This window comes from Ruegeria atlantica (assembly GCF_013032455.1).
Lineage (GTDB): Bacteria > Pseudomonadota > Alphaproteobacteria > Rhodobacterales > Rhodobacteraceae > Ruegeria > Ruegeria atlantica_B.
Map to the genome: position 1 here is coordinate 116,292 of NZ_WQCF01000009.1, position 26,323 is coordinate 142,614.

The following is a 26,323-nucleotide window of genomic DNA, read 5'->3' on the forward strand; positions in this document are numbered from 1 at the left end:
CGCGGCGAAACTAGCCAATCTGATCCGCAAGTTGTTCTAACAGTGTCTGGACAGTTTTGCGGTCGAGACTACGGCCCTCCAACCGAATGCGCACTTCCCCAGGCGCGACTTCGGCGCTTAGCGCTCCTCCCTTTGGAAGTGACACAGGATCAATGCGCTCAACCTGTTGCGGGCGGCCTCCCCGCGCTTTGTCGCGCGGCTTGTCGAGCGTAGCCTTCACAGTACTTTCCAGAAGCTTCCACTCGGATCGGGCATCGAGAGTCTCCGCCCGATCCAACACCTCACGCAATTGCGTTTGAGCGCCGTTGCGTAAACCTGCGGCCAGTTGGAGACCAGCTTTTTCTGTCAATTCAGTCGGATACTGAAGCAGATCACCCAATGCTTCGTGAACCATTGCAAAGCTGCGCACCTTGGATCGCTTGGCCTTGGAGGCGGTCGAGAACAGTGTATTGACCGCGTCTTCGACCGAGTTGAAAACCCCCTGCCCTACAGCCAGCACAGCTATGCGCCCCCTCTCGTAATGGCTTAGGTTGGAGCGGAGCTCATTCTCTTCCACCATTGAGACATAGGCCGCCTGCCCTGCCCCGGCATCACGCACAAACGCCGGAATTTCCACAAACTGGGGATCGGTCATGGACAGGCGTCGAAAGGCCTCATACCTGCGATACCCGGAGATCAGGCCATAGCCGTCCTTCAGTCTTGTCACTTCGATCGGCGCGCGCAGCCCGTGCTCGCGTACAGAATCGATCAGTTCACCCAGTGCCTCTTCTTCGACATCCAGCCGGTCACGCCGGATATAATCCGGCTCGATCTGGTTCAGCGGTATCTTCTGCGCCACCAGCCCGTCGCTCCGGGCCGCGCGCCAACGTTCTGCGTCGCCTTGATCTAGCGCCAATGCTGCGCGGTCGGTGACTGCGGCCATTCCGGACAATGCCGCGGCCTCGCCGGCAACCTGGGCTATTGGCGGCGTGGTTGCACTGGTTTCAAACGGGTTGGTTTGCGGTTTCGCAGCGAAACCTGCCTCGAACTCCTGCAGCTCGGACGCATCCGGTGCGGTCAGTCTTCTGCGTTTAGCCATTTGCCTGTTCCTCCATCTGCGCGTCGCGCCACCAACAGCCGATCAGCAATTCCTTGAACTCGGCATAGGTTCTGTCGAATGTTTCACGGCCGCGCACATAGGTTTCGCGGTTGAACTCGCGATAGTCCGCCTCGTAGATCCCGTTGACCTGTTCGCCCGCCTGCCCGACCAGCGCGGTGTAATCCTGACGGTAGGCGTTCATGAAATCCCCGAAATAAGCCTGGATGACATTGGCCATATCGGTCTGCTGGCTGGCATCGAAGCGGGTAATGATCGCTCGCACTACATCCCATTCGAACTTCATTTCCGGTAAACCCGCAGCCCGTTGCGCCGCGTTTTCACCGTCTTCGATACTGGCGAAGGTCGAATAGAGCATGTCAAAGAATCGACCTGTCGAGTCGAACTCCAGAAAAGACGCTCCCAAAGGGACCAGCAGAATATCAGCAGCCGCAAGGGCGTTGATGGTCAGGTAGCCGAGGGCAGGGGGCGTATCCAGGAATATGACGTCGTACTCTTCCAGAACGCCGTCATCGTTCAGGAAATTGGTCAGCCCGTCCCACAGGGGCCAGCTGCGCAACCCCATGCGCCAAACGGGGATCTGGAATTCGGCCCAATAGAGGTTCAGCTGCGCGCCAATCAGGTCGATATTCGGCCAGTGGGTTTTCTGGATCACGTCCTGTGGCAGGGTGGTCAACGCCTCGCGCAGGGTTTCGTCCAGCAGAATCTCCGGTTGATCCGCAGCCACCCGAACTGTGTTCTCCTGCTGCACTGCACGGGCGTAATCCTTGGCAATCAGGGGGAACACGGTTTGCCATTCATCCGCAACCTTGCCACCCAAAATCGAGGTCATCGAGCCCTGGCTGTCCAGATCAATCACCAGCACCTTGTACCCGTCCAATGCGGCGGACATCGCCAGATGCGCGGCGGTGCTGGTCTTGCCGACGCCGCCCTTGAAATTGGCAACCGAGACCACCTTGGCGGGCAGCCCCTCAGGGCGATAGGGCAGGTATTCCTTGGTGCTGACCCCTTCGTTGGCGAAATACTGACGCAGTGCCAGAACCTCTTCCAGGGTAAACCACTTGGACCCGCCTTCGCCCTCGCCCTGTGGCAGGTCAGGGTTGGCTTTCAGCACGCGTCGGAGATGCGCCGGGGCGACCGGGATGAGGTATCTGGTGATCTCCCAAGTGGAAAACCTGCGCAGCCGTTTTTCACCGTCTGGGGCGTAGCCCCGCCGAGCCAGATCATCGCGGCCCTTGGCGCAAAACGCAGCCGCTTTTGCGAATCGCTGGGTGCCGATAGGGTCAGGCAAACGGCTGGCTGCGGCCTTGGGATCGAGGTTCAGATACGGGGGCAGGCTTGGTTGCGTTGGTTTGTTCACTGTCGATGCCTCAGAAAATGTTCGCCTTATCAGCGTATATTCCCCAATCTAACGTACATTGTTAGGTTCGGCTATCCTTGATCGCATATCTGAGGGAATTTCAGGGCCTTCTAAGTTGGTTTCGCGGCGAAACCAATCAAATTCCAAAAAAAACACTGCAACAAAGAGTTTGGATTCTTTAGAGTCTTTAAGAACTTTGGGTTTAGTTATTCATCCAAAAACAAATGGTTGTCTTTGTTTGGGTACCAGAATACAGGCCCATAGGCACCCAGATGCAGGATGAAAGGAACCCGTCTGCGGGATCAATGGGATCCGTCAACAGGAACAAAGGACCCGATTCTCGGGAAGACTCTGCGGGGCTAGAATGGAGTCTAATTCGATGGTTTTTTCGCCCGGTTAACTCGTTTTGGCTCGGGTATCTGCGCTGTGGAGCAGCCCGCAAAAAGATAAACGGGCCGTTCTGCCGTTAAAGGTACCTGTCTACGGGATGCGGTATGCCCTGTAGTTGGGCACCCAATAGGAATTGAAATGCGGGTACCTTTCGTGGCACAAATACACAAACGAGCAGTCAGGCAGGGCAATGCCAGAACCCCAGGTCAATATGGATCAGCTCTCGGGTGCGCTGCGCCGCGAGACGGTTAAGAAGAATGTCGCCGCTATTCATATCAGCGGCAAACTCACATTGTTACAGCGCAAGCTGTCCAATGTTCTACTGCTGAATGCCTATGACACGTTAACTTCGGCCACGACCCATACGATCGATGCCCGAACGCTGGCGATGATGGTAGGCTATAACTCCAACGATTTCGACACGCTTCGGTCCAGCTTGCGTGCTTTGGCCGAAACCGTGGCCGAATGGGACATGCTGGATGAAGAGGGACGGCAGGAATGGGGGGTGTCGTCGCTTCTCAGCTTTGCCAAGCTCAAGAACGGCATCTGTGAATACGCGTATTCTCCGGCGCTGGCGCAAAAGTTGTTTGACCCGAAAATCTACGCGCTGATCAACGTGCATATTCAGCGCAATTTCAGCTCGGGGCACGGGTTGGCGCTCTACGAAAACTGCTATCGTTTTGTGCGCACCGGATCGACCGGCTGGTGGACGCTGGATGTATTTCGCAAGCTGATGGGTGTGGATGGCAGCGACTATTACAGCAGCTTCAAACATCTGAACGCCAAGATCATCAAACCGGCTGTGACCGAGGTGAACAAAAGCTCGGACATCGTGATCGAGCCTGAATTTCGAAAAAAGGGCAGGGCGGTCACCGATCTTCGCTTTCGTATTCGCGAGAACCCGCAGATGGCGATGTTCCAGATCGACGACGGCGACGGGGTGCGCAACCTGCCGGTTTACAAAACGCTGCGGAAGCAAGGCGTCGCGGATCGTCTGGCAAGGCAGTGGATCGCAGAGCATGGCGAGGACTATGTGCAGCAAAAGCTCGACTATATGAACGAGCGGCAGCGGGATGTTAAGTCGGCGGTCGGGTATCTGTCTGCGGCCTTGCGCGATGATTACCAGGCGCCTGACAAGCCCGAGCAGGTTGAGCCTAGCCCTGAATCTCTTGAAGCGGCCCGGAAACGGGCAGAGACTCTGGCGCGCGAAGATCAGGCCTATGAGGCCCGTGCGGTAGAGCGCACCGAGCGGGCTCGGAAGCTGGCTGTTGTCGAAGATCTGGTTTCGCGGCGAAACCCGACCCAGCGCGATGCGGACAAGAGGTTGTTTCTGTCTGGCCTAACCGACGATCTGGATCGCGAACACTTCCGCGCACATGGGTGGAGGTCAGGATTAAACGCAACGGCGATCTTTGCGTTTTGGGAAGAACTGGAACCTGGTGTATTCGAAAATCATGGATAGATTGAAACAACCTTGAAACGCGGGCTGCGTTTCAAGGTGGTAACAAAGTCAATGGTCAAAAGAATGCAACGGAACCGCTCCTAACTACGCTTTGCAAAGGATCAGGGACATTACGATTGGCTTATGGAGAATGTCGCAAAGTATCTTCGATTTGACCAAACCGGGTATGCGATGAAATCAGCACGTGGCCCAGCTATACGCTTCATGGTTCTGGGAAATGTCTTTCAGCGCGCCGAGAAGAAATGGTCTCATGGCTCTTGTGTGATTTCTCTTTTGGCAAAGATGGAAAGTGGTGAAATGAGACCAACGGCCTTGTTGGCAACAAAGGCCAATGTGAAAAAATCTCGACCTGTCTACTGAAAGAAACCACTAAAAAAGTTCACTTGTTGTGATGGTAAAGCTCAAGCAGTGCTTTCAGTTTTCAGGGTCTTCGATTTCAGTTGGTCGGATATTGACTTTCAATTGGTCGATCCCTTACTTTCAATCGGACGAAGAGAAGTCTCTCAAACATGTATCCAAGATTTGCTAAAACCAGAATAGAAGAAGCGTTGTCCGACACGCGTGTTGTTCTGATCTCCGGACCTCGGCAGTCTGGCAAAACAACTCTGGCAACAGAAATCGCCTCTGACAAAGTTCCCTTTTTGACATTGGACGATGCGACCGTATTGCAATCAGCTATAGATGATCCGGTCGGTTTTGTTCGCGGGCTGGACCGGGCGGTTATCGACGAGATTCAGCGAGCACCCGACCTCCTTCTGGCAATCAAGAAAACGGTGGATGATGACAAAAGGGCAGGGAGGTTTCTGCTGACCGGTTCCGCCAACCTAATGACCATTCCGAAGGTTGCGGACTCTCTTGCCGGGCGAATGGAAATTGTCCGTCTCCTACCTCTCAGCCAGACGGAAATCCTAGAAACGAAATCGGGTTTTATCGACCGGGCATTCGAAGCCAAAGCCCCTGTCGTAGACAAGCCGGTCATTGGGGATGAACTTGTTGAGACAGTTCTTTCTGGTGGCTACCCCGAGGCTCTTGGACGGAAACGATGGGGGCGAAAGCAGGATTGGTACCATGATTATCTTGATGCGATTGTACAACGAGACGTTCGCGATGTGGCCCAGATCGAACAGCTCGCAATCATGCCAAAACTACTGGGAGTTCTGGCGGAGCATTCTGGTCAACTGGTCAATTACTCGGGGATCGGTGCTGCCATAGGTCTGAATCACGTGACCACTCAGAAATACGTACGAGTGTTTGAAAACCTCTTTCTCGTGCACAGTTTGCAGCCGTGGTTCACCAATCGCCTGAAGCGCCTGACCAAATCCCCCAAATTGCATTTCTTGGATGCAGGCCTTCTAGCAGCCATGCGCAGCATTTCTCCGGACACTGTCAAAAAGGACAAAACACCCTTCGGGTCGATCCTGGAAACATTTGTGTTCAGCGAGTTGCGTAAGATAGGCACCTGGAGTGAACAACGTTGCACGCTTTCGCATTTCCGCGACAAAGACAGAAACGAGGTAGATATCGTTCTTGAAAACAGGCGTGGCGAGATCGTTGGGATCGAGGTGAAGTCATCTGCAACAGTTACCTCCAGCGACTTTTCCGGGATGCGTAGATTGGCAGAGGCGTGTGGTAACAAATTCATCCAGGGGCTCGTTCTCTACGACCACGATCAGGTTGTACCCTTCGCAGACAACATGTTTGCGACTCCAATTTCCAGCCTGTGGGCAACGAGTTGATGACAGGTACAGCCAAGGAAGGGCAGGGGGCTTAAACCATCGATATCTCTGCTCTCGACAGTTAGTATTCTACACAAAGGGCGGAAACCGGTCATTCGCTGCGATGGAGAGTCGGCATTCTTGGGAACGGGAAAGCAGACCTTCAACATGATTTGTGAACTCGCACTTGCCGATGAAAACGCACTCCAACGTCGTCAATATTTTTGACGCGTTTTGAAGCGTGCGCTGTGATCCGCTGAAACCCAATATCAGAACGCTCGATCAATCTATGCTATTCGGGAAGTCGAGAGCGGCGTCCACGCAAACGGCCAAGTTCCAATTTGGACCGCCCCAAGTCCAACTTAAGGGCTCAACAAAACGATATGCGGTGTGATTGAGACCCGCTGGTTCCCATTCTACAGAATATTTTATTGATACGAAGCCTTCTCAGTTTTCACATGATTTGCCTTAACTGCCTCGACGTCTTTCCCAGACGGCGGCAACCAACCGGATTCTGTTCGATCACCGTAAGCATCGCCTTTACCGAAAATCTGCGCATCGCGTTCCTCCATCAACACCCGTGATTTCTCGATATAGGCGGCGTTTTCGTGCAACGGGATACCCGGGTCATAGACTTCAGCCATCTCTTGAAGAATGTGCCGGTCATCCTCTGAAAATTGCCGAGCGAGCAGTTCAGCTTCAAACGGGTGCATGCCCAAGGTTTCAAACGCCGATCGCCCGGTGCGCACAGAGGAGTCAAACGTCTCGCGGATGATTTCTTTAACGCCGGCCGCATAGAGGTCGTAGACATGCTGACGGTCTATCGCTCGTGCGATGATTTTTACATTCGGATAGTTATGGCGTACGTGGTGGACCAGAGAATTGATCTGCTCTTTTCCGTCAATCGCTACCACCAGCATCCGTGCTTTAGATATTCCTGCCGCATGCAACAAGTCTGGCCTGGTGGCATCACCGAAAAACACTTTGAAACCAAACGAACGGAGCAGTTCGAGATGTGACGCGCTGTAGTCGAGAACGGTTGTTGTATACCCCGCCGCTCGAAGCATTCGATTGACAACCCCACCAAAACGCCCGTGACCGACAATGATCACTTCTCCTTCCTCATCAATTGCGTCTGCTTCTCGTTCCTGTACCTGGGCTGAACGGGGTAGGATGAGTTTGTCGTAGATGATGAACAAAGCCGGAGTAAGCAGCATGGACAGCGCGACAACCAACAGCAGTTGATCCGCGATTGGTTTCGGGATGACATGGCTTGCGACGGTGAAGGACAGCAAAACGAACCCGAATTCTCCAGCTTGAGCAAGCCCCAATCCAAAGAGCCACTTGTCGGTTCCTTTGATCCGGAAGGTGTGAGCCAGAGCAAACAGAACCCCGGCTTTCAAAAGGATCACGCCAAGCGTCAATGCCAAGATGGTCACGAAGTTCTCGCCAAGCAGCGCAAAATCAATTCCTGCGCCGACGGTGATAAAGAATAACCCCAGGAGCAGCCCTCGGAATGGGTCAATGTTCGATTCCAACTCGTGTCTGTATTCGCTGTTCGCAAGAACCACACCGGCTAAGAAGGTCCCAAGCGCTGGGGACAAACCGACGACGATCATCAAAAGCGCAATTCCGATAACGAAGAGAAGAGCGGTCGCCACAAAAAGCTCACGCAGGCCAGCCATCGCGATGAAGCGAAAGATCGGACGGGTCAGGAATGTGCCACCGAGAACGATGGCGGCGACTGCTCCGATCGTTACGGATGCAACTTGCCAACCGGCCAGACCGTCCACGAGGCTGAGGCTTGCGTGATCATCGTCTCCGTGCCCATCGGATGCATGCGCGTCTCCAGTATGTGCCACTTCAGCCCCGTGACCTGAGGTGGAGACGACACCGTGCGAAAAATCAGAGAGTTCCGGTAATGCGAGAAGAGGGATAAATGCCAACATCGGAATGACTGCGATATCCTGAAAAAGCAGGACGGAGAAGCTTGACTGACCTCCCTCCGTTTTCATCAGCCCTTTTTCGTTCAGGGTCTGCAAGACAATCGCCGTCGAGGACAAAGCGAGGACCATGCCGATAGCAAGAGAAACCGTCCAGGGCTGCCCAAAGAAAAGCGCGACGACCATCACAAGACCGGTTGTCGCAGCAACCTGAAGTCCGCCTAAACCAAGCAGCTTGGATCGCATGGCCCAGAGCATTTTGGGCTCAAGCTCCAACCCGACAAGGAACAGCATCATCACGACGCCGAATTCAGCGAAATGCTGGATCGAGATTACATCTACGCCGAGTGCCACCAGCAAAGGGCTGATCGCAATGCCAGCGATCAGGTAACCCAAGACTGACCCCAGACCCAAACGTGTAGCAATGGGGACAGCGACAACACCAGCTGTCAGAAAGACGAACGCGAGGAGCAAAAAATCGTTCATGGGTCAGGCCTTCTCTCGCATGGGCAGATCGGAAAATGTCATGGTGTCTTGCTGCTCAGCCTTCGCGAAATCAAATGTCTCGTCCTGAAGCGCGCTCAACAGTTTCGTGTAGCCGCTTGTGTGGTTTACGATGGCACCTTTCTCATCCGCCTGTAGAGCGGAAAACAGCACATAAGGCGGCACGAAAGTCATCCCGCAGAGCCGGGCGGTTTGCTCAAGCGGGTACAGAAATGAGCGGATAGGATAGTTTTGATACCCCGCGGAGGTATAGGCCTCTTCAGACCCGCCAGTGGTAATCGCAAGCACCATTGACTTGCCTGTCAGATTGTCGCCGCCGTGACCATATGCAAACCCGTGTTGCAGAACGAGATCCTGCCACTCTTTCAGAAGGCTCGGCGTCGAGTACCAATACAGCGGAAACTGAAACACGATCACGTCGTGATCCAGCAAGCGACGCTGTTCCCGTTCGACATCTATATCGTGGCGAGGGTACTCGGCGTACAGATCGACAAAGGTTATGCCTTCGAGGGTCTTTGCAGCTTTTACCATTGCCGAGTTTGCCCGGCTATGGCGCTGCCCGGGATGGGCGAAATACACGATCACTCTGGACATCTTAGCCCTCTCTTCGGTTTTGACTTCGGTGGATTAAACGGAGTCAATCCTGGTTGTCGCGGCTCGTCAGCTGCACCGCAACCAGGCACAATTTTGTAACCTGGTAACGCTGTGCAGACTGACGAGGCTTGTTTCGCACCGATGAAGTTGATTCAACGACTCTGCTAAAACGGTGCAAAATTGTCGGACGAGGCCGCTGGCACGGTCCAACGCTGACGCGCGTCTATTTCCTTGTGCTCCGCCACTTGAGGTGGGATCCGACCGTTTTCACCGTAGAGCCAGAGCACAAAGTTGTAGCGCTCGCCGCTGGTGATCGGTTCGGACGCATGGGGGACACTGCCGTGGTGTATCAAAGCAGTCCCCGGCTCAAATGTAAGCTTGCTGACCTGACGCGTTTCATTGTCAAAAAAGCTGACAGCAGAACCTGAAAAATCCTCGCCCGGCAGGTTCAGATTGATGTTGAGCGTCACAGCGGACGCGTCGGTATGCGGGCGCAGCGAGGTATCTTTGTTTTCTTGCCAGCGGATCGAGAACCCAAAGGTCTGTGTGTCATAGCCGACAACATCGGGGAACAGCAGACGAGAAACCGGCCTCATATAGCTGTCCATCAGCTCTTTATAAAAAGCTTGGAAACTTGGGGCCGCAAGATACCCTTCCGAACGCGGATCAAGCAGCGCGCCGCCCCGGTTCAGCACGATCCCATAGGGAGGACGTAGTGGAATTTCCGCGCTGGATACCTCGTCCAGGTAATCCCTGAGAGCGGCGAGCCGTTGCGGGTCGAAGAACTGTGTCGCGTAAACACCAGGAAATACTTCCTTCCAAAGTTCTCGAACCGCTGCCTCTTTGGTTGGGTCATCCCATGCTTGCTCGACAGCTGATCGCAATTGTGGATCAAAAAGGGACGAGTCGAGCACGTGTTCTCGTCCCTCTGAACTGTCCCAATCAGTCCAGGCGTCTTTGAACAAGTCCCGGTTCCTGGTCCAGAATTGTTGAACAGAAGGTGCGCGTTGCAGCATCTCGTCTCGTGTAGGTCGCTCAATTGTACGAGCGCGTTCCAGTGAAGTGACTGACATGATTACATTAGTCTCCGTTTGTGGGAGGCTGCGCCGCCTACAGCGCCGCAGCAGCAAGTGAAGTTGTCTTAAATCGCGGGCACCGAGTCCGGTGCCTAACGACGTCTGGATTTGGAAAACGCCCGTCAGTTGCGCAGATTTTGGTCAGATGTCGTCGATCAGGACCTGCTTGAGATGCAGCGTGTCCATGTACTCGCGGATTGCAGTGATCTTTCCGTCCTTCAACGTCACCAAGAAATGGTAGAAGTTGTTGTAGACAGTTCCGTTCACTTTGGTCCCGTAGGACTCCATTTCCATCGCGACCCGATCACCCTCGACAGTCCAGCCTGTTGGCGTAAGCTGAAGGCCACTGGGCATTCTTTCACGCATCTTTTTGATAAGCTCGGCTATTCCTTTTCGATCCATCCGTGTATCCACAGGTGGGTTGCTTTTGAGGCCCATCGCTTGCCAAACGACTTCCGCGTCCAGCAAGGCCAGTGCACCCTCCACATCGGTTTCAGAAAACCGCTCAAAAAAGCATTGAACGGTTTCTTTGTTCTGGGTGGCGGACATCAGTTGATGTCCTGAACCTTCATCACTAGTTCGCCCCAGTTGCGCTGGTTTTCGATGTCATGCTCAAGCCCCTGTTCATCTGCGATAGCAAAGCGTTTGACCGCAGGGGTTTCGCTGGTTGCCTGATACAGCCAATAGGCTTCGGCTTTCAGAGCTTCATCAATTGGCTTGTCGATGGACTCGTAGACCATTTGTTTGCAGGCATTGATCGACTCCGCCGGGAACTGTGCGATGCGTTTGGCCAGCGCGTCGACAAATGGTCCGATCTCGTCGGGTTCCAGCGCCTTGTTGATGGTGCCGAACCGTTCCGCGTCATCCGCATCATAGTCCTGCGCGCTGAGGATGATTTCCAGTGCGCGACCCAGACCCGTTTGACGGGCCATGCGTGATGCACCGCCGCCGCAAGGCAGGATGCCCATGCCGACTTCCATTTGCATAAACTTGAACTTACCGCGTGCTGCAAATCGCATGTCCAGCGCCAGGGCCAACTCGTGACCGCCACCACGGGCGAAGCCTTCCAGTTTAGCGATGGTTGCCTGTGGTACGCGGCTGATCCTTTCGCAGACGGCTTGCAAGTCCAGCAACTGGGCTTCATCGCGCGACACAGCCTCGGTCGACATGTCTTTCAAAAGTTCAGTGTCGTAGTGGCAGACCCAGATTTCCGGATTGGCAGATTCAAAGACCACAACTTTTACGCTGCGATCCCTCTCCAGCCGCATCGCGAGGCTGTTCAGATCAGCCAGCATTTCCTGACCCTGAACGTTGACGGACCCGAAATCAAACGTGACGGTGGCGATCGCGTTCTCAACCTTCACGTTGAATGTGGTGAAGTTCTCATACTTCATTTTGGTTCCTCATTTCCTGTTTCGAACCGTTCGGACAAGAACGGTTTTGGAGGTTGGCGTTTCCGTTAGGGCGAAGCGGTTCTTGAGGAGCACCTCACCCGAAGCGCAATCTACTGACTGAAAAATTTAAATAAATGAACGCAAACGGATTTCAGTTTTTATTATACTTATATAATCATCCTGAAATTACGGTCATTACCGGGCTTCAAACCATTGAATGCAATGAAAACAGTTGCTCTGTTTTGTTGAATCCTTTGAGACATCGTGTACCCAGAGACTCGACCTCGTCATCAAGAAGGCATGCGACCTCTGAAGAGAAAAGCAGGTCTCGTTTCAGGTGTTTGCAGCAGCCCTCGATGCGGCTTGCCAGATTTACGGCCTCGCCAATGACGGTAAAATCCAAGCGCTGCGCCGCACCGATGTTTCCAAAGAAGACTTCACCCAAGTGCAAACCAATGCCCGCATGTAGCGGAGTCCAAGCCGTTTCACTACGCATGCGTTCGTTTAGTAAATACAGCTCGGACTGTGCCTGTCGCGCGGCTTCAACAGCTGCTTGAGCGGCGCTTTGAGGCGTTTCAAAAGAAGCAATTGGAAACACGGCGAGCATACCGTCACCAATGAATTTCAAGACGTCGCCGCCATGCCGGTTCACTGCATCTGCCATTGCTGAAAAGTAGTGATCGAGCACCGAAGCGACGGATTGATTGTCCATGTCTTCCGAGAGCGTAGAAAAACCACGCATATCAGAGCTCCATACAACTGCCCTGATCGGAACGCCCGTTCCCCGCCTGATCGTCCCGCTTGAAACGCGCTCGCCTGCTTCCCATCCAAGATAGGTATGGGAGATGTTCTTCGTAATTCGCTCTGCGACGTGTCGATCTACATGCAAACCGAACAGCTTGATCAGGAGGGTCAAACTTTCCAGTTGTTCCCTTTCGAACCCGCCTTGCTGTCGCGTAGCCAGTGTGATCGCGTTAAATCTGCCGCAACTCGCGGACATCGGAAGCGCCACATATTCCGAGAAGCCCTCCTTACCAAGACTCTTCATGAGAGGGCTTGCCGCTTCGCCTTCATCATTTTCAAGAGGCACCCGAACCGTTCGGCCGTACTCCATCACGTTGAAAAGAGGGTTTTTTCTGTAGCCATCAGAATACAGGGCGTCCTCCCCAATTTGAATCTCATCGCAAAACCCGTCGGTTGTGCTCCAGTTCCACGCATATCCAAAGGCTTGCGGATGCAGCGTTCCAACATTGAGGCTCAGACGACCAACCCCCAACCCAGCCTGCACCAACCGTTCCGCAAACTCCTTTGTGAGGTCGATGGTGTCCTTAGTCAGAACTGCTGTGTTCAACAGCCAATCTCTGACGTCTTTCGGGGTGCATTGTTGATTAAGATTCAGGTCAAACCGGCTGCGCCTCAGCAGAATAACACCGGAAGCATAGGTCCGCGGTGCAGGATCCAGAAGGTTGAAGTGAGCGTCAGAGTATTGCTGAGTAGCCGCATGCATCGCAAATTAGTTCCTTGAGTTCTCAAGCTGGATTCGGAGAAAGAAAAGCGGGCAGCGACACATATCGAATGCGCGCTGCCCGACACGTTGGTTTTGGTGCAGTACTTCAGAGTTCGACAACGACCTTGCCGATGGCTTGGCCACTGGTCAGGCGATCATAGGCATCACCGACCTGTTCAAACCCGAAGCGCTGGTCATCAAGCAGTGGCCTCAATGCGCCTGCGTCTACGATTTCGGCCAGCTTGGCCAGGATCGCGCCATGCTCCTCGCGCTTGTGGTCGTGGATCATCGGGATCAGCATGAAGATGATGTGCAGTGACAAACCTTTAAAATGTGCTGGAGTAAGATCCAACTCGACCAGAGCAACGGTTGAGGCGATGTTGCCGTTCAGCGCTGCTGCCTCGAAGGAGTTGGTCATGTTTGGCCCGCCAACCGAGTCAAAGATGGTCTCGAAACCTGCACCGGCAGTGTGTTCCTCGACAAAGTCTGCGACCTTCTCCTTCATGAAATCGATTGCCGTCGCACCGTAGCTTTCGATCACTTCGAGTTGCGACGCTCCGGTCCCAGTTGCGAAAACCTCTGCACCGAAGTGTTTCGCAAGTTGAACGGCCAAATGACCGACCCCACCTGCGCCACCTTGCACCAGAACTTTCTGACCGGCTTGCGCTCTCGCGCGTGTTAAGCCCTCATAGGCAGTAATGCCGACCAGCGGGATTGCAGCGGCTTCTCGCATCGAAAGTGATTTGGGTTTGTGTGCAATAAGGCGCGCGTCAGCGACCATGTATTCAGCCAGTGCACCCTGCAACTCCAGCAGACCGCCAGCACATCCGTAAACCTCGTCGCCAACTTCGAAGCCACTCACGTCGTCCCCGACGGCCTCAACAGTCCCGGCAAAGTCCATACCCAGAACAGCGGGCAATTCGGGCGACAGAGGGAGATCCGTGCCCATCGCGCGGATCATAGTATCCACAGTGTTCACGCTGGTGGCTGCAACGCGCACGACAACATGGCCGGGCTTGGCAGTAGGCGTCTCAATCTCAGCGAGTTCGAACTTTGCGTTCTCGCCGTACTCAACAAGGGTCATTGCTTTCATTGGGCATCTCCGGATGGATGTTTGACGGCTCATACGTAGATTGAGTACCCAGCCGGATAAATTGACCTAATTCGGAGTTCAGTTTTCCGATTCTGAGAATAATCTGGGTGAATCTCCCATATCGATTTTGGTACGCAGCCACATGCGGTGGTGGCGATTGCTTGAAGGGTGTTGTCTCAAACTGTCTCAAACTGTCTCGCAGTGAGACAGTTAAGCAATTGGCGAGATGTAGAGCCAACGAGTTCCTTGCCGCATTCAGCTCTTCTCGCCAGCCTTCCCAACGAAACATGAGCGACATCATGATCGCATGCTTGGGAGGAGCGCATGACACCAACTCGCGAAGAACAGCATTGGATGTATCGCAATATGGTCACGAGCCGCCGGTTCGAAGAAACCATTGCGGGCATCTATTTCGAGGGTAAAACGCCCGTTTTTAATATGGCTAACGGACCAATACCTGGAGAAATGCATCTCAGCGACGGTCAGGAGCCGGTCGCCGTTGGCGTATGTGCGCACCTTAATTCCGATGACGTCGTAACAGCGACGCATCGCCCGCACCATCAAGCGATCGCCAAGGGTGTCGACCTCGACAAAATGGCAGCCGAAATCTTTGGGAAAAAGACGGGCCTGTCCGGTGGGCGCGGCGGTCACATGCACATCTTTGATGCCGACGTGAACTTTGCCTGCTCCGGGATCATCGCCCAAGGCATGGGGCCAGCTGTAGGCGCGGCTCTTTCCCGGAAGATGCAAAACAAACCCGGAGTTGCGGTCGCGTTTGTTGGCGAAGGCGCAGTCAACCAGGGCGGATGGCATGAAGCCATGAACTTGGCCGCCGTTTGGAATCTGCCCTTTGTCTGCGTGATCGAGGACAATGCATGGGGCATCTCCGTTTCCAAAGAAGCCTCAACAGCAGTAACGAACAATGCAGATCGCGCTGCGGCTTACGGCATCCCCGGAAAACGCATCGAAGGTAATGATCCATTCGCGATCTATGACGCAGCCGGAGAAGCCATATCGCGCGCACGCGCTGGCGAAGGTCCAACCCTTCTGGAAATTGAGACATATCGCCTGGCAGGGCATTTCATGGGAGATGCCGAAGGCTATCGGCCAGAAGGCGAAAAGGACGCGCTTTTCGAAAAGGATCCTATTCCGAAGATGAGGGCCAAAATGCTTGCCGATCGCGTAGCCACCGAAGCTGAGCTCGACGCAATCGAAGCTGAAAGCGCGGCACGCGTTGAGGCTGCAATCAAATTCGCACGGGAAAGCGAAGAGCCAGCACCTGAAGATGCGCTGACAGCGGTCTTTGCCTGAGCTGGAGGGAGGAAAAATGAATAAACCAAACGAAAGAAAGCTAACCATCGCCCGAGCTATGGCCGAGGCGATGCAGCAGGAAATGCAAATTGACCCTTCCGTATTCGTAATGGGTGAAGATATCGGTGCACTGGGCGGGGTTTACGGCAATACGCGCGGCCTCTTGGACGAGTTTGGCGCCGAACGGGTTCGCGACACTCCAATCTCGGAAACAGCGTTTATTGGTGCCGCAGTTGGTGCAGCCCAGGACGGGATGCGGCCGGTCGTAGAATTGATGTTCGTGGACTTCTTCGGCGTTTGCTTTGACGCGATCTACAATCTAATGGCCAAGAACATCTACTTCTCGGGCGGCAATTTCAAAGTACCGATGGTGCTGATGACTTCGACCGGCGGCGGCTACTCGGACGCTGGTCAGCACTCGCAATGTGTCTACGGCACCTTTGCCCATTTACCGGGTATGAAAGTCGTGGCTCCTTCTAACGCTTACGACGCCAAAGGGCTGATGACGGCAGCAATGCGTGACGATAGCCCCGTGGTCTACATGTACCACAAAAGCCTTCAAGGCATGGGGTGGTTAGGTACCGAGGCCGGAGCAACAGTTCATGTTCCCGAGGAAAGTTACACCGTTGAAATCGGCAAGGCCAAAGTGGTTCGCGAAGGTTCAGATGTCACCATTGTTAGCCTTGGAATGGGCGTTCACAACGCATTGAAGGCGGCTGCCAAGCTGGAAGCGCAAGGCGTCAGTGCCGAAGTTGTGGACCTCGTCAGCCTCGTGCCGCTGGACCGAGAAACGATTCGCGCCTCGGTGGCCAAGACCGGCCGACTGATCGTCGTTGACGAAGACTACATGAGTTATGGCGTCTCCGGTGAAATCATCGCGACAGTTACAGAGCATGACATCTCGGTGCTGAAAGCTGCGCCCAAGCGGATCGCGTTCCCGGATGTGCCGATCCCGTTCTCTCGCGTCATGGAGCAACACTGCTTGCCGAACCCGGACAAGATCGTCGCAGCCTGGAACGACATAAAAGCCGCCTGATCCACACACCAGTGGAAACCATCAAGCACGGGGCAGCACATTGCGGCCCCGAACAAGGAAGGAGTGCCTAAATGGCAACTGATATCACTATCCCTTCGGATCTATGGGACGAGGACGAGGAAACCGTCATCACAAGCTGGCTGGTTGATGATGGATCTACTGTCGAAGAAGGTGCCCTGATCGCCGAAATTATGACGGCCAAGGTTCAGTATGAAATCCTTGCCCCGGCATCTGGGACCGTAAGCATCAAAGAAGAGGCCGATGCTGTCGTCGCCAAAGGCGCCGTGATCGGATCGATAGAATGAGCGGCGAAGTGAAAACTGTCCCGCTCAAGGGTGTGCGCGGGATGATCGCTGACGCGATGGTGAAAAGCCTGCAGACAGCCGCTCAGCTGACGCATCAGGGCAGCGCCGACGCAACCGCTCTTTTGGCGGAAAAGGCCCGGTTGGCCGAGGCAGGAACCAAGGCTTCGGTTGAAGATCTTCTGATGTCAGCCGTTATACGCGCTTTGAAAAAAAACCCAGACGCCAACGGCAGAGTAGAGGGAAAAGACGTCAAACTTTTCAGCGCAATCGATCTGTCGGTTGCGATCGCCTTGCCAGGCAACTTGTTAGTTGCACCAGCGATCTTTGGCGCGGGTGAAATGGATGTTTCTGAACTTAGGGCGGCACGACAAGACCTTGCCGCTCGGGCGAAGACCAACAAGCTCAGCGTTACAGAAATGACTGGCGGCACGTTCACTGTCAGTAATCTTGGATTGACCAGGGTCGAGCACTTCACGCCCATCGTCAATGCCCCGCAAATCTGCATTCTGGGTATCGGGCGCCTTACTGACAGGGCGGTTCGAAGCGAAGATGGCGGCATCGAACTGCGTCCGCATGTGGGCCTGTCTTTAACTTTTGACCATCGTGCCCTCGACGGGGCCCCGGCGGGCGACCTTCTGACTTCGATATGCGAAGAAATTGAAGGAATGGGCAAATGACCGGCCTTCTACGGCAGTTTTCAAGCCCGGCCGAGGGGTTGGCTTTTGAAGCCGAGCTTTTTGCCACACGTAAATCCGCTGTGGGCCTCTGGACCTGTGAGAACGACGCGCTGGTCTGTCCGGCATCGTATCGCAAGTGCCCCGGTTTCAAGGAAGCTGCATCGAATTCGCTGAAGCGTGGTTGGCCAGTCTTCACTCGGCCAACCGGGGGCGGCGCTGTTCCGCAAGGGTCCGGGATCGTTAATTTGGCAATCGCGTTCACCGCGCCGCGCGGCTTCACGATCAATGATGGCTATAGACTGATCACCGGCATCATCCGCGAAGGGCTCGGTTCCACAGGAAATAGGCTGGCAACGGGTCCAACGCCGACCAGCTTTTGCGACGGCGACTGGAACCTTTCTCTTGGCGGCAAGAAGGTCGTGGGTACGGCGCAGCGCTGGAAGCCGCTTGGTGAAACCAACACCCGGATTTTGGCGCATGCCCTGATCCTGACCCGAGGCTCAGTTGAGCCCGGCGCTCGGGCAGTTGACGCCTTTAATGCTGATCTCGGATTAGGCGCGGTCTCCGGTGCCGCCCACACGAGTTTGGAGCTTGCCAGCGACAAGGCTATGCGGGCCCCTCGCGCCCTCGTTCAAGACCTGCACACAGCTTCAGTTGCAGCTCTGCGAACCATTCACTTCGAAGCACAGAACTCTGCCGCAGCATGAGCAAAGACATGAGCCGCAAGAGGAGAGCGGCTTGTATGGAAAGGGAGGAAACTATGTCCAACGAAACGATCCACATTCACTTGAAAGTTGGTGTGCCCTCGGAAAACGGCACCAAGTTCGAAGACCTCATGACTGAACTCGTCGCGAGAACTCAAAACGAACCGGGCACGCTGGTTTACGAATGGTACCGAACTGAAGGCGAAAATACCTGGCACATAATTGAAAGATATGCGGACGCTGAGAATGGCGATCTGCATGTGAAAGGGTTTGCCGAAAACTACGCCGGTCGGTTTTTCGAGTTGATCGACGGGTGCGAAGCCATCGTATCGGAAAATGCGACGCCATACATCCGCGGCATCCTGGAGGGTATCGCGCCCCTCTACGTCTTTCAGAAGGGCGGGTTTCACCGCTTCTGATCCACGCAGAGTTATCTCGATGAGCCCCCATCCAATCATCAGCAGGCCGTTTAGCAGGTCCAAGTGAACGGGCTCAAAATCCAAAATGGAGGAGAATATGGATTTCGAAACCGAAAATCTCAAAACATCAAAGACGGAAAAAGATCGGCTAAGTCGCCGCAGCTTTCTGGTTAAATCAATCTTGGCTGGGGTGAGTGCAACAGCGATTGTAGGGACTGCGGGCGACGCCTTTGCTGCAACGCTGAACGAAGATCAGGCAATCACCTTGCTTCAAATCGTTCAAGATATCTTCCCACACCCGGATTTTTTGCCGCTGAGCATCTATCAAGATGTTTTGACGGGCGTTCTGACCGAGGCTGATACTTCGGAGGAAACGGCGAAACTTCTATCTGACGGTTTGCAGAAACTTAATGCGCGATCTGCCGATCTCCATGGCACTGCCTATGCAGATGTGGATGCTTACGTAAAACGGGAAGCGCTGTTGCGCATCATTCAGGACAGCGATTTTTTCCAGAAACTCCGGTGGGCCACCTGGAGCGGCATCTACATCAATCCCGAAGCTTGGCCGCAATTCGGCTATGAGGGCTCTTCTTGGGAAGAAGGCGGCTACATCGACCGTGGCTATAGCGATGCGACTTGGATTCCGCCCGGCCCGACGCTCGAGGAGCGTTTGAAGGCTGTCGGCAGGTAAGAAAGCAGGAGGAAGCATAATGGCTACCCAATTTGACTTGGACGACGACAGCGTTGTCGTCATCATTGGTTCGGGTGCTGGCGGCGGAACGCTGGCCAATGAGCTTGCGCAAAAAGGTATCTCTTCAGTTGTTCTGGAGGCTGGCGGCGTTTTCGAGTTTGACGACATCGAAAACGATGAATGGGGCATGTTCCTCAAGCTGACCGATTTCGACAAACGATATTCGGGCGGCGGCTGGCATGGGGCTCAGAACCACCCGACATTGCCGAACTGGCTGGTCAAGGGTCTTGGCGGCTCGACGGTTCATTGGGCGGGTGTTTCGCTGCGCTTTTATGAGCACGAGTTCAAAATGCGCACTGTGAACGGCGCCATACAAAACGCCAATGTAGAAGACTGGCCAATCACATTGGAAGAGCTGGAGCCGTACTACGATCGCGCCGAAATCAAGATGGGCGTAACAGGCAAGGCGACCGGCATGCCGCATCTTCCCTGGAACAACGACTTCCGTGTTCTTGCCGAAGGCGCACGCCGTGTTGGCTATACGAAAATCCAATCCGGGCCGATGGCGATCAACTCAGAAGACTATGATGGCCGACCGGCCTGTCAACAAATTGGGTTTTGCATGCAGGGTTGCAAGATCGGCGCGAAATGGTCGACAGACATCACGGAAATTCCGGCCGCCGTGGAAACGGGCAAATGTGAAGTTCGCACCAATTGTATGGTGTTGAAGATCGAGCACGACGACACCGGCAAAGCCACAGGTGTGGTTTATGCCGATAAAGACGGCAACCATCATGTTCAAAAGGCCCGTATCGTCGCTGTCGCTGGCAACTCGATTGAGACCCCACGCCTGCTTTTGAACTCGGCATCGCCAATGTTCCCGGACGGCATGGCCAACTCTTCCGGTCAGGTAGGAAAAAACTACATGGTTCACGTCAATGGTGGCGTCTACAGCGAGATGCCGGAACGTGTACATATCCACCGCGGGACCCAGGTGGCTGGTATCGTTGCCGACGAAGTCCCCAACAATCCCGATCGTGGTTTCACAGGAGGGTATCACCTCGAGAAACTGACTCTTGGTCTTCCGGTTATGTCGCTCTTTCTGAAACGCGGGAACGGAGCCTGGGGCAAGGATCTGGCTGAAGCGCTGGAGAAATATGACTATCTGTCCGGCGTGTACATTGTGGGTGAAGATCTGGCTCAAGAGCAGAACCGCATCACGCTGCATGACACTGAAAAAGACCAGCATGGTCTACCGGTGCCAATCGTAAACCGCACGCCACATAACAACGATGAACGTATGCTGAAGCATGCCTATGGAGTGATGGATAAAATCCATGATGCCGTTGGCGCGAAGGTGACACACCATTTGGCCAAATACCCGGCAAGCCACAACATGGGCACGGCCCGGATGCATGAGGACCCTGACAAGGGTGTCGTGAACAAATGGGGTCAGGCCCACGATGTTCCGAACCTGTTCATTTCGGACGGCAGCGTATTCACCTCATCCGGCGCGGCCAACCCCACATTGACCATCGTCGCACTGGTCATCCGCCAGGCAGAGTACATCGCGCAAGAGATGAACGCCCAAAACATCTGACGCCATAAGCGCCTCTCCCCGGTGCGGTCAGGCTTTCGGGCCTGGCTGCATTGGAGGCGCTCGGTCTTGCGCGGAAACGGGGTTCACTTGCCCCGAAACAGCATCAATCCAAAGGAGGAGAATATGTTCAAGAAACTCAGTAAACTCGCGTGTGCCACAGCACTGGCACTTGGCTTACCCGCAGTCGCACTTGCCGAACTGCCAGGCATGCGCGGAACTCAACACATCGGGATCACCGTGCCCGATGTGGACGAAGCCGTCGAATTCTTGGTCGACATCGTGGGGTGCGAGGCGTTTTTTTCGTTCGGTCCGTTTGGTCCGTTCGAAGATGACTGGATGACAAAAAATCTGAACGTGAACCCGCGCGCGGTCATCGAAGTCATCACAATGGTGCGTTGTGGCAACGGTCCGGCTTTTGAAGTGTTCAAATACACATCTCCGGACCAGAACCCGAACCCACCAAAGAACAGCGACATTGGTGGGTATCACATCGCCTTCTACGTTGATGATATCAACGAAGCGACCCAGTACCTGCGTGAAAACGGTGTACAGGTCTTGGAAAGCCCCCACCCGCTGACGGGGACTCTGTTGGAGGGGATGGACTGGGTCTATTTTCTGACACCTTGGGGCATGCAGATGGAAATCGTCAGCGCGCCCGACGGCATTCTGGACGAAAAGCAAAACAACCGGAATTTCTGGGACCCGCGCTCCTGAAGATAACCCAAAAACGAAAACGGGTTGCGGCACCCCAAGCCGCGACCCTTCTTTAGGAGGCGAAAATGGCTTGGTTGAGCCCCCCAAATAATACGCGAAACACGCCGATCCTTATCGGTGTGGCTGTTCTCTTACTGGCGCTCTGCTGGTGGCCACAGCGAGGATACGCTCACTTCAGCTATTCCGACCCGCGGATCATCCATATTGTTGACGACGGCGAAGACCAAGCACTCGTTCTCATTCGGATGCCCGCTCCGTTGGCTCTGCTTCCTGACGATTGGCAAGGGCAAAGCGAAACTCGTGTACCCCCGTTTGGTATCACCGATGGCGCTGACATTTTTCTGGATGCGCATGCCGTTGAAAACAACACGTCTGAGCTTCGGGACATATTGTACCGGTCGGTGTCCATTTGGATCAATGGACGCAGATCAAATACGAAAGTTGAGCAATTTCGGTTCTGGGCCGATACTGAGAGGCCCTCATTTGGAACTGTCAAATCTGCGACGGCAGCGTTTCAAGAGGCTGCCCACACAGATCTGGCAGCATTATCATATTTCAACCTCACAGTAGATGTCGCGCTCTCGGTCCCATCCGGATCTCTTAATCAGGATCTGCGCGTTACTTCAGATCTTGGTAAGAACTTTCAGGTGATGGACAGGTTTGGAACTGTCGTGAAGCTGCATCGCAGCGACACAGTCGAGACACAAGCGATGATTGGAGTGCTGGATGTCTCGTATCCGGCGACTTCAAACAAATGGATCGTTATGCGCGATGCGGCATTAATCGGCGCAGAACACATTTACTTTGGGCTTGATCACCTGGCCATAATTGTCCTTATCGCCATTGCCGCACAAAGCTGGCGCCAAGCTCTGGGGATGGCTTCGGCCTTCACCATCGGACATATGATCACGCTTGCTGCCGGCCTCTACGGCATCGCGCCCGCAACGATCTGGTTCATACCGTTGGTGGAATTTAGCATTGCGCTCTCGATCGTTGTCGCTGGCGCATTTATTTGCTTTCAGATCAGGCATCCGCTGAGTTGGTTGGCGCTGTTCGTCATTGGACTGGTCCATGGCTACGGGTTTGCCGCCTCTGCGTCTCAGGCGATGTTTGCAGGTCAGTTTAATTTCCTCGACCTGTTAGCATTCGCCTTTGGGTTGGAAGCTTGCCAATTCGCGATTTATGCCATGATCTTGCCGATCATCCTGCTGGCAGATCGCCAGTTCCCAATGGTGCACGACACGTGGCGCAGAGGTGTGGCTCTGCTCATCGCGGTGTTTGCCGCGTCGGCTACATTCACCCGCTTTACCGAAACTACAGGTGCTTTTGGCCTGGTTTAGGCCGTTCATCACGGAGATCCAAAATGACTGAAACAAAATTCGATATGATCGTGATCGGAGCAGGCCCGGGCGGTTATGTTGCTGCAATCCGTGCAGCCCAATTGGGGTTGGATGTCGTTTGTATCGAGCGTGAACACCTCGGTGGCATTTGCCTGAACTGGGGCTGCATTCCCACAAAAGCACTGCTCCGCTCAAGCGAAGTGCTACACTTGGCGCAAAATGCAAAAGACTTTGGCCTGAAGATTGAAGACCCGGAACACGATCTCGAAGCAATTGTCGCGCGGTCGCGGAGAGTCGCCAAACAGCTTTCAAACGGCGTTGGCTATTTGTTCAAGAAGAACAAGGTGTCGTCCATTATGGGTGAAGCGCGCTTGGCCGGAAATGGCGTAGTTATTGTGAAATCCAAAGAAGGAGAGCAGACACTGCGATCGGACAATATCGTTCTGGCAACCGGTGCACGCGCCAGAGAACTTCCTGGGCTTGAAGCGGATGGGAACCGCGTCTGGTCCTATAAACATGCTCTGCAACCCCCTCACGAACCAAACAAGCTGCTGGTCATCGGTTCCGGTGCGATCGGCATTGAATTTGCAAGTTTTTACAACGCTATCGGAGCAGAAACGACCGTAGTGGAAGTAATGGATCGTATTTTGCCTGTCGAAGACGCCGAGATATCGACCTATGCCAAGAAAAGCTTCAGCAAACAGGGCATGAAGTTTTTTGAGGGCTCGAAAGTTACGCAGCTTGAACGCCACAGCGACCGCGTTGTCGCTCATATCGAAAAGGACGGCGAGGTAACGGTTCAGGAGTTTGACACCGTGATTTCAGCTGTTGGCATCACCGGTAACGTTGAGAACCTTGGTCTCGAAGAGATTGGCGTTGAGATCGACCGAAATCACGTCGTCACAGACGAGTATTGCCGCACCAACATACCCGGAATCTATGCTATCGGAGATGTCGCAGGGGCTCCTTGGCTTGCTCACAAGGCAAGTCACGAGGGCGTCATGGTCGCGGAACTCATCGCTGGACTTGAAGGTCACCCCGTCAAGCCGGAGAGTATTGCAGGTTGCACGTATTGCCACCCTCAGATCGCGAGCGTTGGGATGACCGAAGCGCAAGCGATCGAAGCCGGTTTTGAAATAAAAGTCGGGCGGTTTCCTTACCAGGGCAACGGCAAAGCCATTGCCTTGGGCGACGCGCAGGGGATGATCAAAACCGTCTTTGATGCCAAAACCGAGCGACTGCTTGGCGCGCATATGGTCGGGGCCGAAGTGACCGAACTGATTCAAGGATACGTCGTCGGGCAAAAGCTCAATGCAACAGGTCCAGACTTGATGGAAACTGTATTTCCGCACCCTACGCTTAGCGAAATGATGCATGAAAGCGCTCTCGACGCTTTCGGTAGAGTCATCCACAAATAGTTTCGCTCAACCGCTTGTCGGCAACATTACTTGTTACCGACCTTGCTCATGCTAACGGGGTCGCGCGATGCCATATTGTTTCATCTTTCGATGAATGGTTGCGCGGCCCATTCCTATGTTGCGCGCTGCTCTCGAGACGTTCCATCGGGCACCGATCAGCGCATCCTGAATGAGTGTCTGCTCATCATAGGTCGAATTTGACCGGTCGGAATAACTCTGTCTTGTCTCTAAGGCCTTGTGTGTTTCTGACACAGATATGGTGCGTTCCGGCAGGTCCAGCCGGGAGATACGACGGCCGTCCCCTTCCATAAGCGCTTGCTGCAGGGCGTTTTTTAGCTCTCGGACATTGCCTGGCCAATCAGAACAGGAGATCAAGCTTTTTGCTTCTTCTGTTATTTGAACTGCCTCTCCTGCCAACTGCCGAGCGATCTCGCCAGCCAAGGCCTCAACCCGTTCACGCTGCCGAAGAGGAGGAAGGTGAACAATCGTATTTGCCATCAGAAAATAGAGATCATCCCGGAACACCCCGTCCTGAACGGCAGCGCGAAGCGGCTGACGGCATGTCGCGATAATTCTGGGTGTCAGCTCCGAAATCTGTTCTTCGAGCAGCAACCCGTCTGCCTCAATTTCACCCATCAGCATCCTGAGGCGAGCCTGCGCGAACTCTGGCAGTTCGTCTACGTTCTCAAAAACCAGAACAATATGCTCCTGATCTGCTACTCCAAAGGAACCCGCAATACGCGCTTGTTCAAGCAAGGTCTGAAAGTAAAGTTTGTCCTGTTCAGATTCCCCCAGGGACGCGCAATCCACGGTCGTTACACGTGTCGTGTCGAACTTGTTAGCTTCAAGGATCGCCGCAATGAGGGCAGTCTTGCCGGTACCGGACTCACCTTCGATCAAGAACGGTAATCCCTTTCTGAAGTGTGCCTGGGCCCTCGTACAGAGCGCAGACATCCGATCGCTTCCAATCGAAAGCTGGCGCAACGAAGCGGCCAATCGGATACGTTTCGGTCTTTGCGAAGCTGTAGTCTTTGGGTTTTTCCATGACACAGGAGAAGTGCGCTTGTCTCTCTTAGTCAGCGCCGAGAAATTTAGAACTGGCCCATTCATGGACCGAACACTCATAACTCTTTCGGGGACGGTTTCCATAGCCTTTGAATCAGTACCGAACACCAATTCAAAGGCCTTCCCTCTTAGTGCCGCGGGAGTCTTTTCACCTACGAGGCGGTGTGTCCCCGCGGTAGCGCCCAAGATAATCCCGGCTTCGTTCAACGCCACAAGTTCATCCCGCTTCAGCAAGTCGCGCCCATCAGCTGAGGAAACAGATATGATCAAACTATCTGCAAACTGCTTTTCGAATAGTATGCGTTGGATTCTGTCTGCTGCGGTACCCAAAAGCTGAGACGCAAAGAGGTAATCTGACGAGTTATTGCGATCCAACATAGCCAAGCTGATTGCACCGAGTGTGTGGTTTTCTGCGTCAAAAAGAGGGGCAGCTGTGCAGGCGAATGGACGCAATGAAGAAAAGTAGTGGTTTCCTCCGCTAACGGTGAAGGCATCTCTCTCAGATAACGCCATGCTGACACCATTAGTTCCTGCAATTCGCTCATCCCAACAGGAACCGACGGCGATGCCGTTTTCTTCAAAAACGGACCGGCCCTGGTCGGTGCCTTCCAGACGAACCGAAACTCCATCGGTATCCGTGACAACAAGGCAATGACCGGCATTGGCGGCTATTTGAGCGAGTTGGCTAATTATCCCTTGGCGGCCGCCGGAACGTTCTACCAATTCCTCTAACCGAGGAGCCACTTCAGATGATTGTAGGCGAAGGATGGGGCGAGCTGCATCCCGAACAAGCTTGTATTTAAGCTCACAGCGCTCCCAAGATTCACTGATGGCACTTCCAAAGTGTAAGGAATTACCGGTTTCCACCATATGTCCTCCCCGTGCCACCAGCTTACAGCATTGAGAGCT

At 54.2% G+C, this 26,323-nt stretch carries 23 protein-coding genes; 13 read left to right on the top strand and 10 right to left on the bottom strand.

Features of this window, described 5'->3' with window-relative positions; genetic code table 11:
* Positions 1-10: 10 nt before the first annotated feature.
* Entirely contained in the window at positions 11-1,078 is a 1,068-nt protein-coding gene (locus GOW93_RS15915) for a ParB/RepB/Spo0J family partition protein (RefSeq protein ID WP_170386440.1), read from the bottom strand.
* Positions 1,071-2,456, bottom strand: a complete 1,386-nt coding sequence (locus GOW93_RS15920) for an AAA family ATPase (RefSeq protein ID WP_170386444.1) — start codon at positions 2,454-2,456, stop codon at positions 1,071-1,073. The genes GOW93_RS15915 and GOW93_RS15920 overlap by 8 nt, the downstream gene beginning before the upstream one ends.
* 580 nt (positions 2,457-3,036) lie before the next feature.
* Between GOW93_RS15920 and GOW93_RS15925 the strand changes: the two genes are divergently transcribed.
* Positions 3,037-4,308 (top strand): replication initiation protein, encoded by a 1,272-nt coding sequence (locus tag GOW93_RS15925; protein WP_170386447.1) that lies wholly within the window; start codon positions 3,037-3,039, stop codon positions 4,306-4,308.
* 509 nt (positions 4,309-4,817) lie between these two features.
* A complete protein-coding gene (locus GOW93_RS15930; RefSeq protein WP_170386450.1) occupies positions 4,818-6,044 on the top strand; it encodes an ATP-binding protein in 1,227 nt (408 codons plus the stop codon).
* Positions 6,045-6,451: 407 nt separating this feature from the next.
* Here GOW93_RS15930 and GOW93_RS15935 read toward each other — a convergent pair whose 3' ends face one another.
* From GOW93_RS15935 to GOW93_RS15965, 7 genes are all read right to left on the bottom strand, one after another.
* A complete protein-coding gene (locus GOW93_RS15935) occupies positions 6,452-8,452 on the bottom strand; it encodes a cation:proton antiporter domain-containing protein (RefSeq protein ID WP_170386453.1) in 2,001 nt (666 codons plus the stop codon).
* Positions 8,453-8,455: 3 nt separating this feature from the next.
* Positions 8,456-9,064: an NAD(P)H-dependent oxidoreductase gene (locus GOW93_RS15940; RefSeq protein ID WP_170386455.1), complete on the bottom strand. Its 609-nt coding sequence runs from the start codon at positions 9,062-9,064 to the stop codon at positions 8,456-8,458.
* 164 nt (positions 9,065-9,228) lie between these two features.
* Positions 9,229-10,080 (bottom strand): 2OG-Fe(II) oxygenase family protein, encoded by an 852-nt coding sequence (locus tag GOW93_RS15945; protein ID WP_217354805.1) that lies wholly within the window; start codon positions 10,078-10,080, stop codon positions 9,229-9,231.
* A gap of 201 nt (positions 10,081-10,281) precedes the next feature.
* Complete coding sequence (locus GOW93_RS15950) at positions 10,282-10,689, bottom strand: nuclear transport factor 2 family protein (protein WP_170386461.1); 408 nt, start codon at positions 10,687-10,689, stop codon at positions 10,282-10,284.
* Positions 10,689-11,534, bottom strand: a complete 846-nt coding sequence (locus GOW93_RS15955) for an enoyl-CoA hydratase/isomerase family protein (RefSeq protein WP_170386464.1) — start codon at positions 11,532-11,534, stop codon at positions 10,689-10,691. The genes GOW93_RS15950 and GOW93_RS15955 overlap by 1 nt, the downstream gene beginning before the upstream one ends.
* Before the next feature lie 205 nt (positions 11,535-11,739).
* Complete coding sequence (locus GOW93_RS15960) at positions 11,740-13,041, bottom strand: adenylate/guanylate cyclase domain-containing protein (protein ID WP_170386467.1); 1,302 nt, start codon at positions 13,039-13,041, stop codon at positions 11,740-11,742.
* Between the two features lie 106 nt (positions 13,042-13,147).
* Positions 13,148-14,134: a zinc-dependent alcohol dehydrogenase family protein gene (locus GOW93_RS15965; protein WP_170386469.1), complete on the bottom strand. Its 987-nt coding sequence runs from the start codon at positions 14,132-14,134 to the stop codon at positions 13,148-13,150.
* A 324-nt stretch (positions 14,135-14,458) separates the two neighbouring features.
* On the opposite strand from GOW93_RS15965, the gene GOW93_RS15970 reads away from it, so the two are divergent.
* The 11 genes from GOW93_RS15970 (at position 14,459) to lpdA (ending at position 24,349) form a co-directional block, all read left to right on the top strand.
* Entirely contained in the window at positions 14,459-15,445 is a 987-nt protein-coding gene (locus tag GOW93_RS15970) for a thiamine pyrophosphate-dependent dehydrogenase E1 component subunit alpha (RefSeq protein ID WP_170386471.1), read from the top strand.
* A gap of 16 nt (positions 15,446-15,461) precedes the next feature.
* Complete coding sequence (locus tag GOW93_RS15975; protein ID WP_170386474.1) at positions 15,462-16,481, top strand: alpha-ketoacid dehydrogenase subunit beta; 1,020 nt, start codon at positions 15,462-15,464, stop codon at positions 16,479-16,481.
* Between the two features lie 71 nt (positions 16,482-16,552).
* Positions 16,553-16,786 carry a biotin/lipoyl-containing protein gene (locus GOW93_RS15980; protein ID WP_170334855.1) on the top strand — a complete coding sequence of 78 codons (234 nt, stop codon included), beginning with the start codon at positions 16,553-16,555 and terminating at the stop codon, positions 16,784-16,786.
* Positions 16,783-17,463 carry a 2-oxo acid dehydrogenase subunit E2 gene (locus tag GOW93_RS15985; RefSeq protein WP_170386478.1) on the top strand — a complete coding sequence of 227 codons (681 nt, stop codon included), beginning with the start codon at positions 16,783-16,785 and terminating at the stop codon, positions 17,461-17,463. Before GOW93_RS15980 ends, GOW93_RS15985 begins: the two co-directional genes overlap by 4 nt.
* The gene (locus GOW93_RS15990; protein ID WP_170386481.1) at positions 17,460-18,170 is read left to right on the top strand and encodes a lipoyl protein ligase domain-containing protein; all 711 of its coding nucleotides are present in this window, start codon (positions 17,460-17,462) and stop codon (positions 18,168-18,170) included. The genes GOW93_RS15985 and GOW93_RS15990 overlap by 4 nt, the downstream gene beginning before the upstream one ends.
* A 53-nt stretch (positions 18,171-18,223) precedes the next feature.
* Entirely contained in the window at positions 18,224-18,586 is a 363-nt protein-coding gene (locus tag GOW93_RS15995; protein WP_170386483.1) for a putative quinol monooxygenase, read from the top strand.
* Positions 18,587-18,683: 97 nt separating this feature from the next.
* A complete protein-coding gene (locus GOW93_RS16000; RefSeq protein WP_170386486.1) occupies positions 18,684-19,277 on the top strand; it encodes a gluconate 2-dehydrogenase subunit 3 family protein in 594 nt (197 codons plus the stop codon).
* 19 nt (positions 19,278-19,296) lie between these two features.
* Entirely contained in the window at positions 19,297-20,877 is a 1,581-nt protein-coding gene (locus GOW93_RS16005) for a GMC family oxidoreductase (RefSeq protein ID WP_170386488.1), read from the top strand.
* Between the two features lie 123 nt (positions 20,878-21,000).
* Positions 21,001-21,591: a VOC family protein gene (locus GOW93_RS16010; protein WP_170386491.1), complete on the top strand. Its 591-nt coding sequence runs from the start codon at positions 21,001-21,003 to the stop codon at positions 21,589-21,591.
* Positions 21,592-21,656: 65 nt separating this feature from the next.
* On the top strand, positions 21,657-22,931 hold the full coding sequence (locus tag GOW93_RS16015) for a HupE/UreJ family protein (protein WP_170386494.1): 1,275 nt from the start codon (positions 21,657-21,659) through the stop codon (positions 22,929-22,931).
* A gap of 23 nt (positions 22,932-22,954) precedes the next feature.
* Positions 22,955-24,349: a dihydrolipoyl dehydrogenase gene (gene lpdA, locus GOW93_RS16020; protein WP_170386497.1), complete on the top strand. Its 1,395-nt coding sequence runs from the start codon at positions 22,955-22,957 to the stop codon at positions 24,347-24,349.
* A 51-nt stretch (positions 24,350-24,400) separates the two neighbouring features.
* Here lpdA and GOW93_RS16025 read toward each other — a convergent pair whose 3' ends face one another.
* Positions 24,401-26,284 carry a sigma-54-dependent Fis family transcriptional regulator gene (locus GOW93_RS16025; RefSeq protein ID WP_170386499.1) on the bottom strand — a complete coding sequence of 628 codons (1,884 nt, stop codon included), beginning with the start codon at positions 26,282-26,284 and terminating at the stop codon, positions 24,401-24,403.
* Positions 26,285-26,323 lie beyond the last annotated feature (39 nt).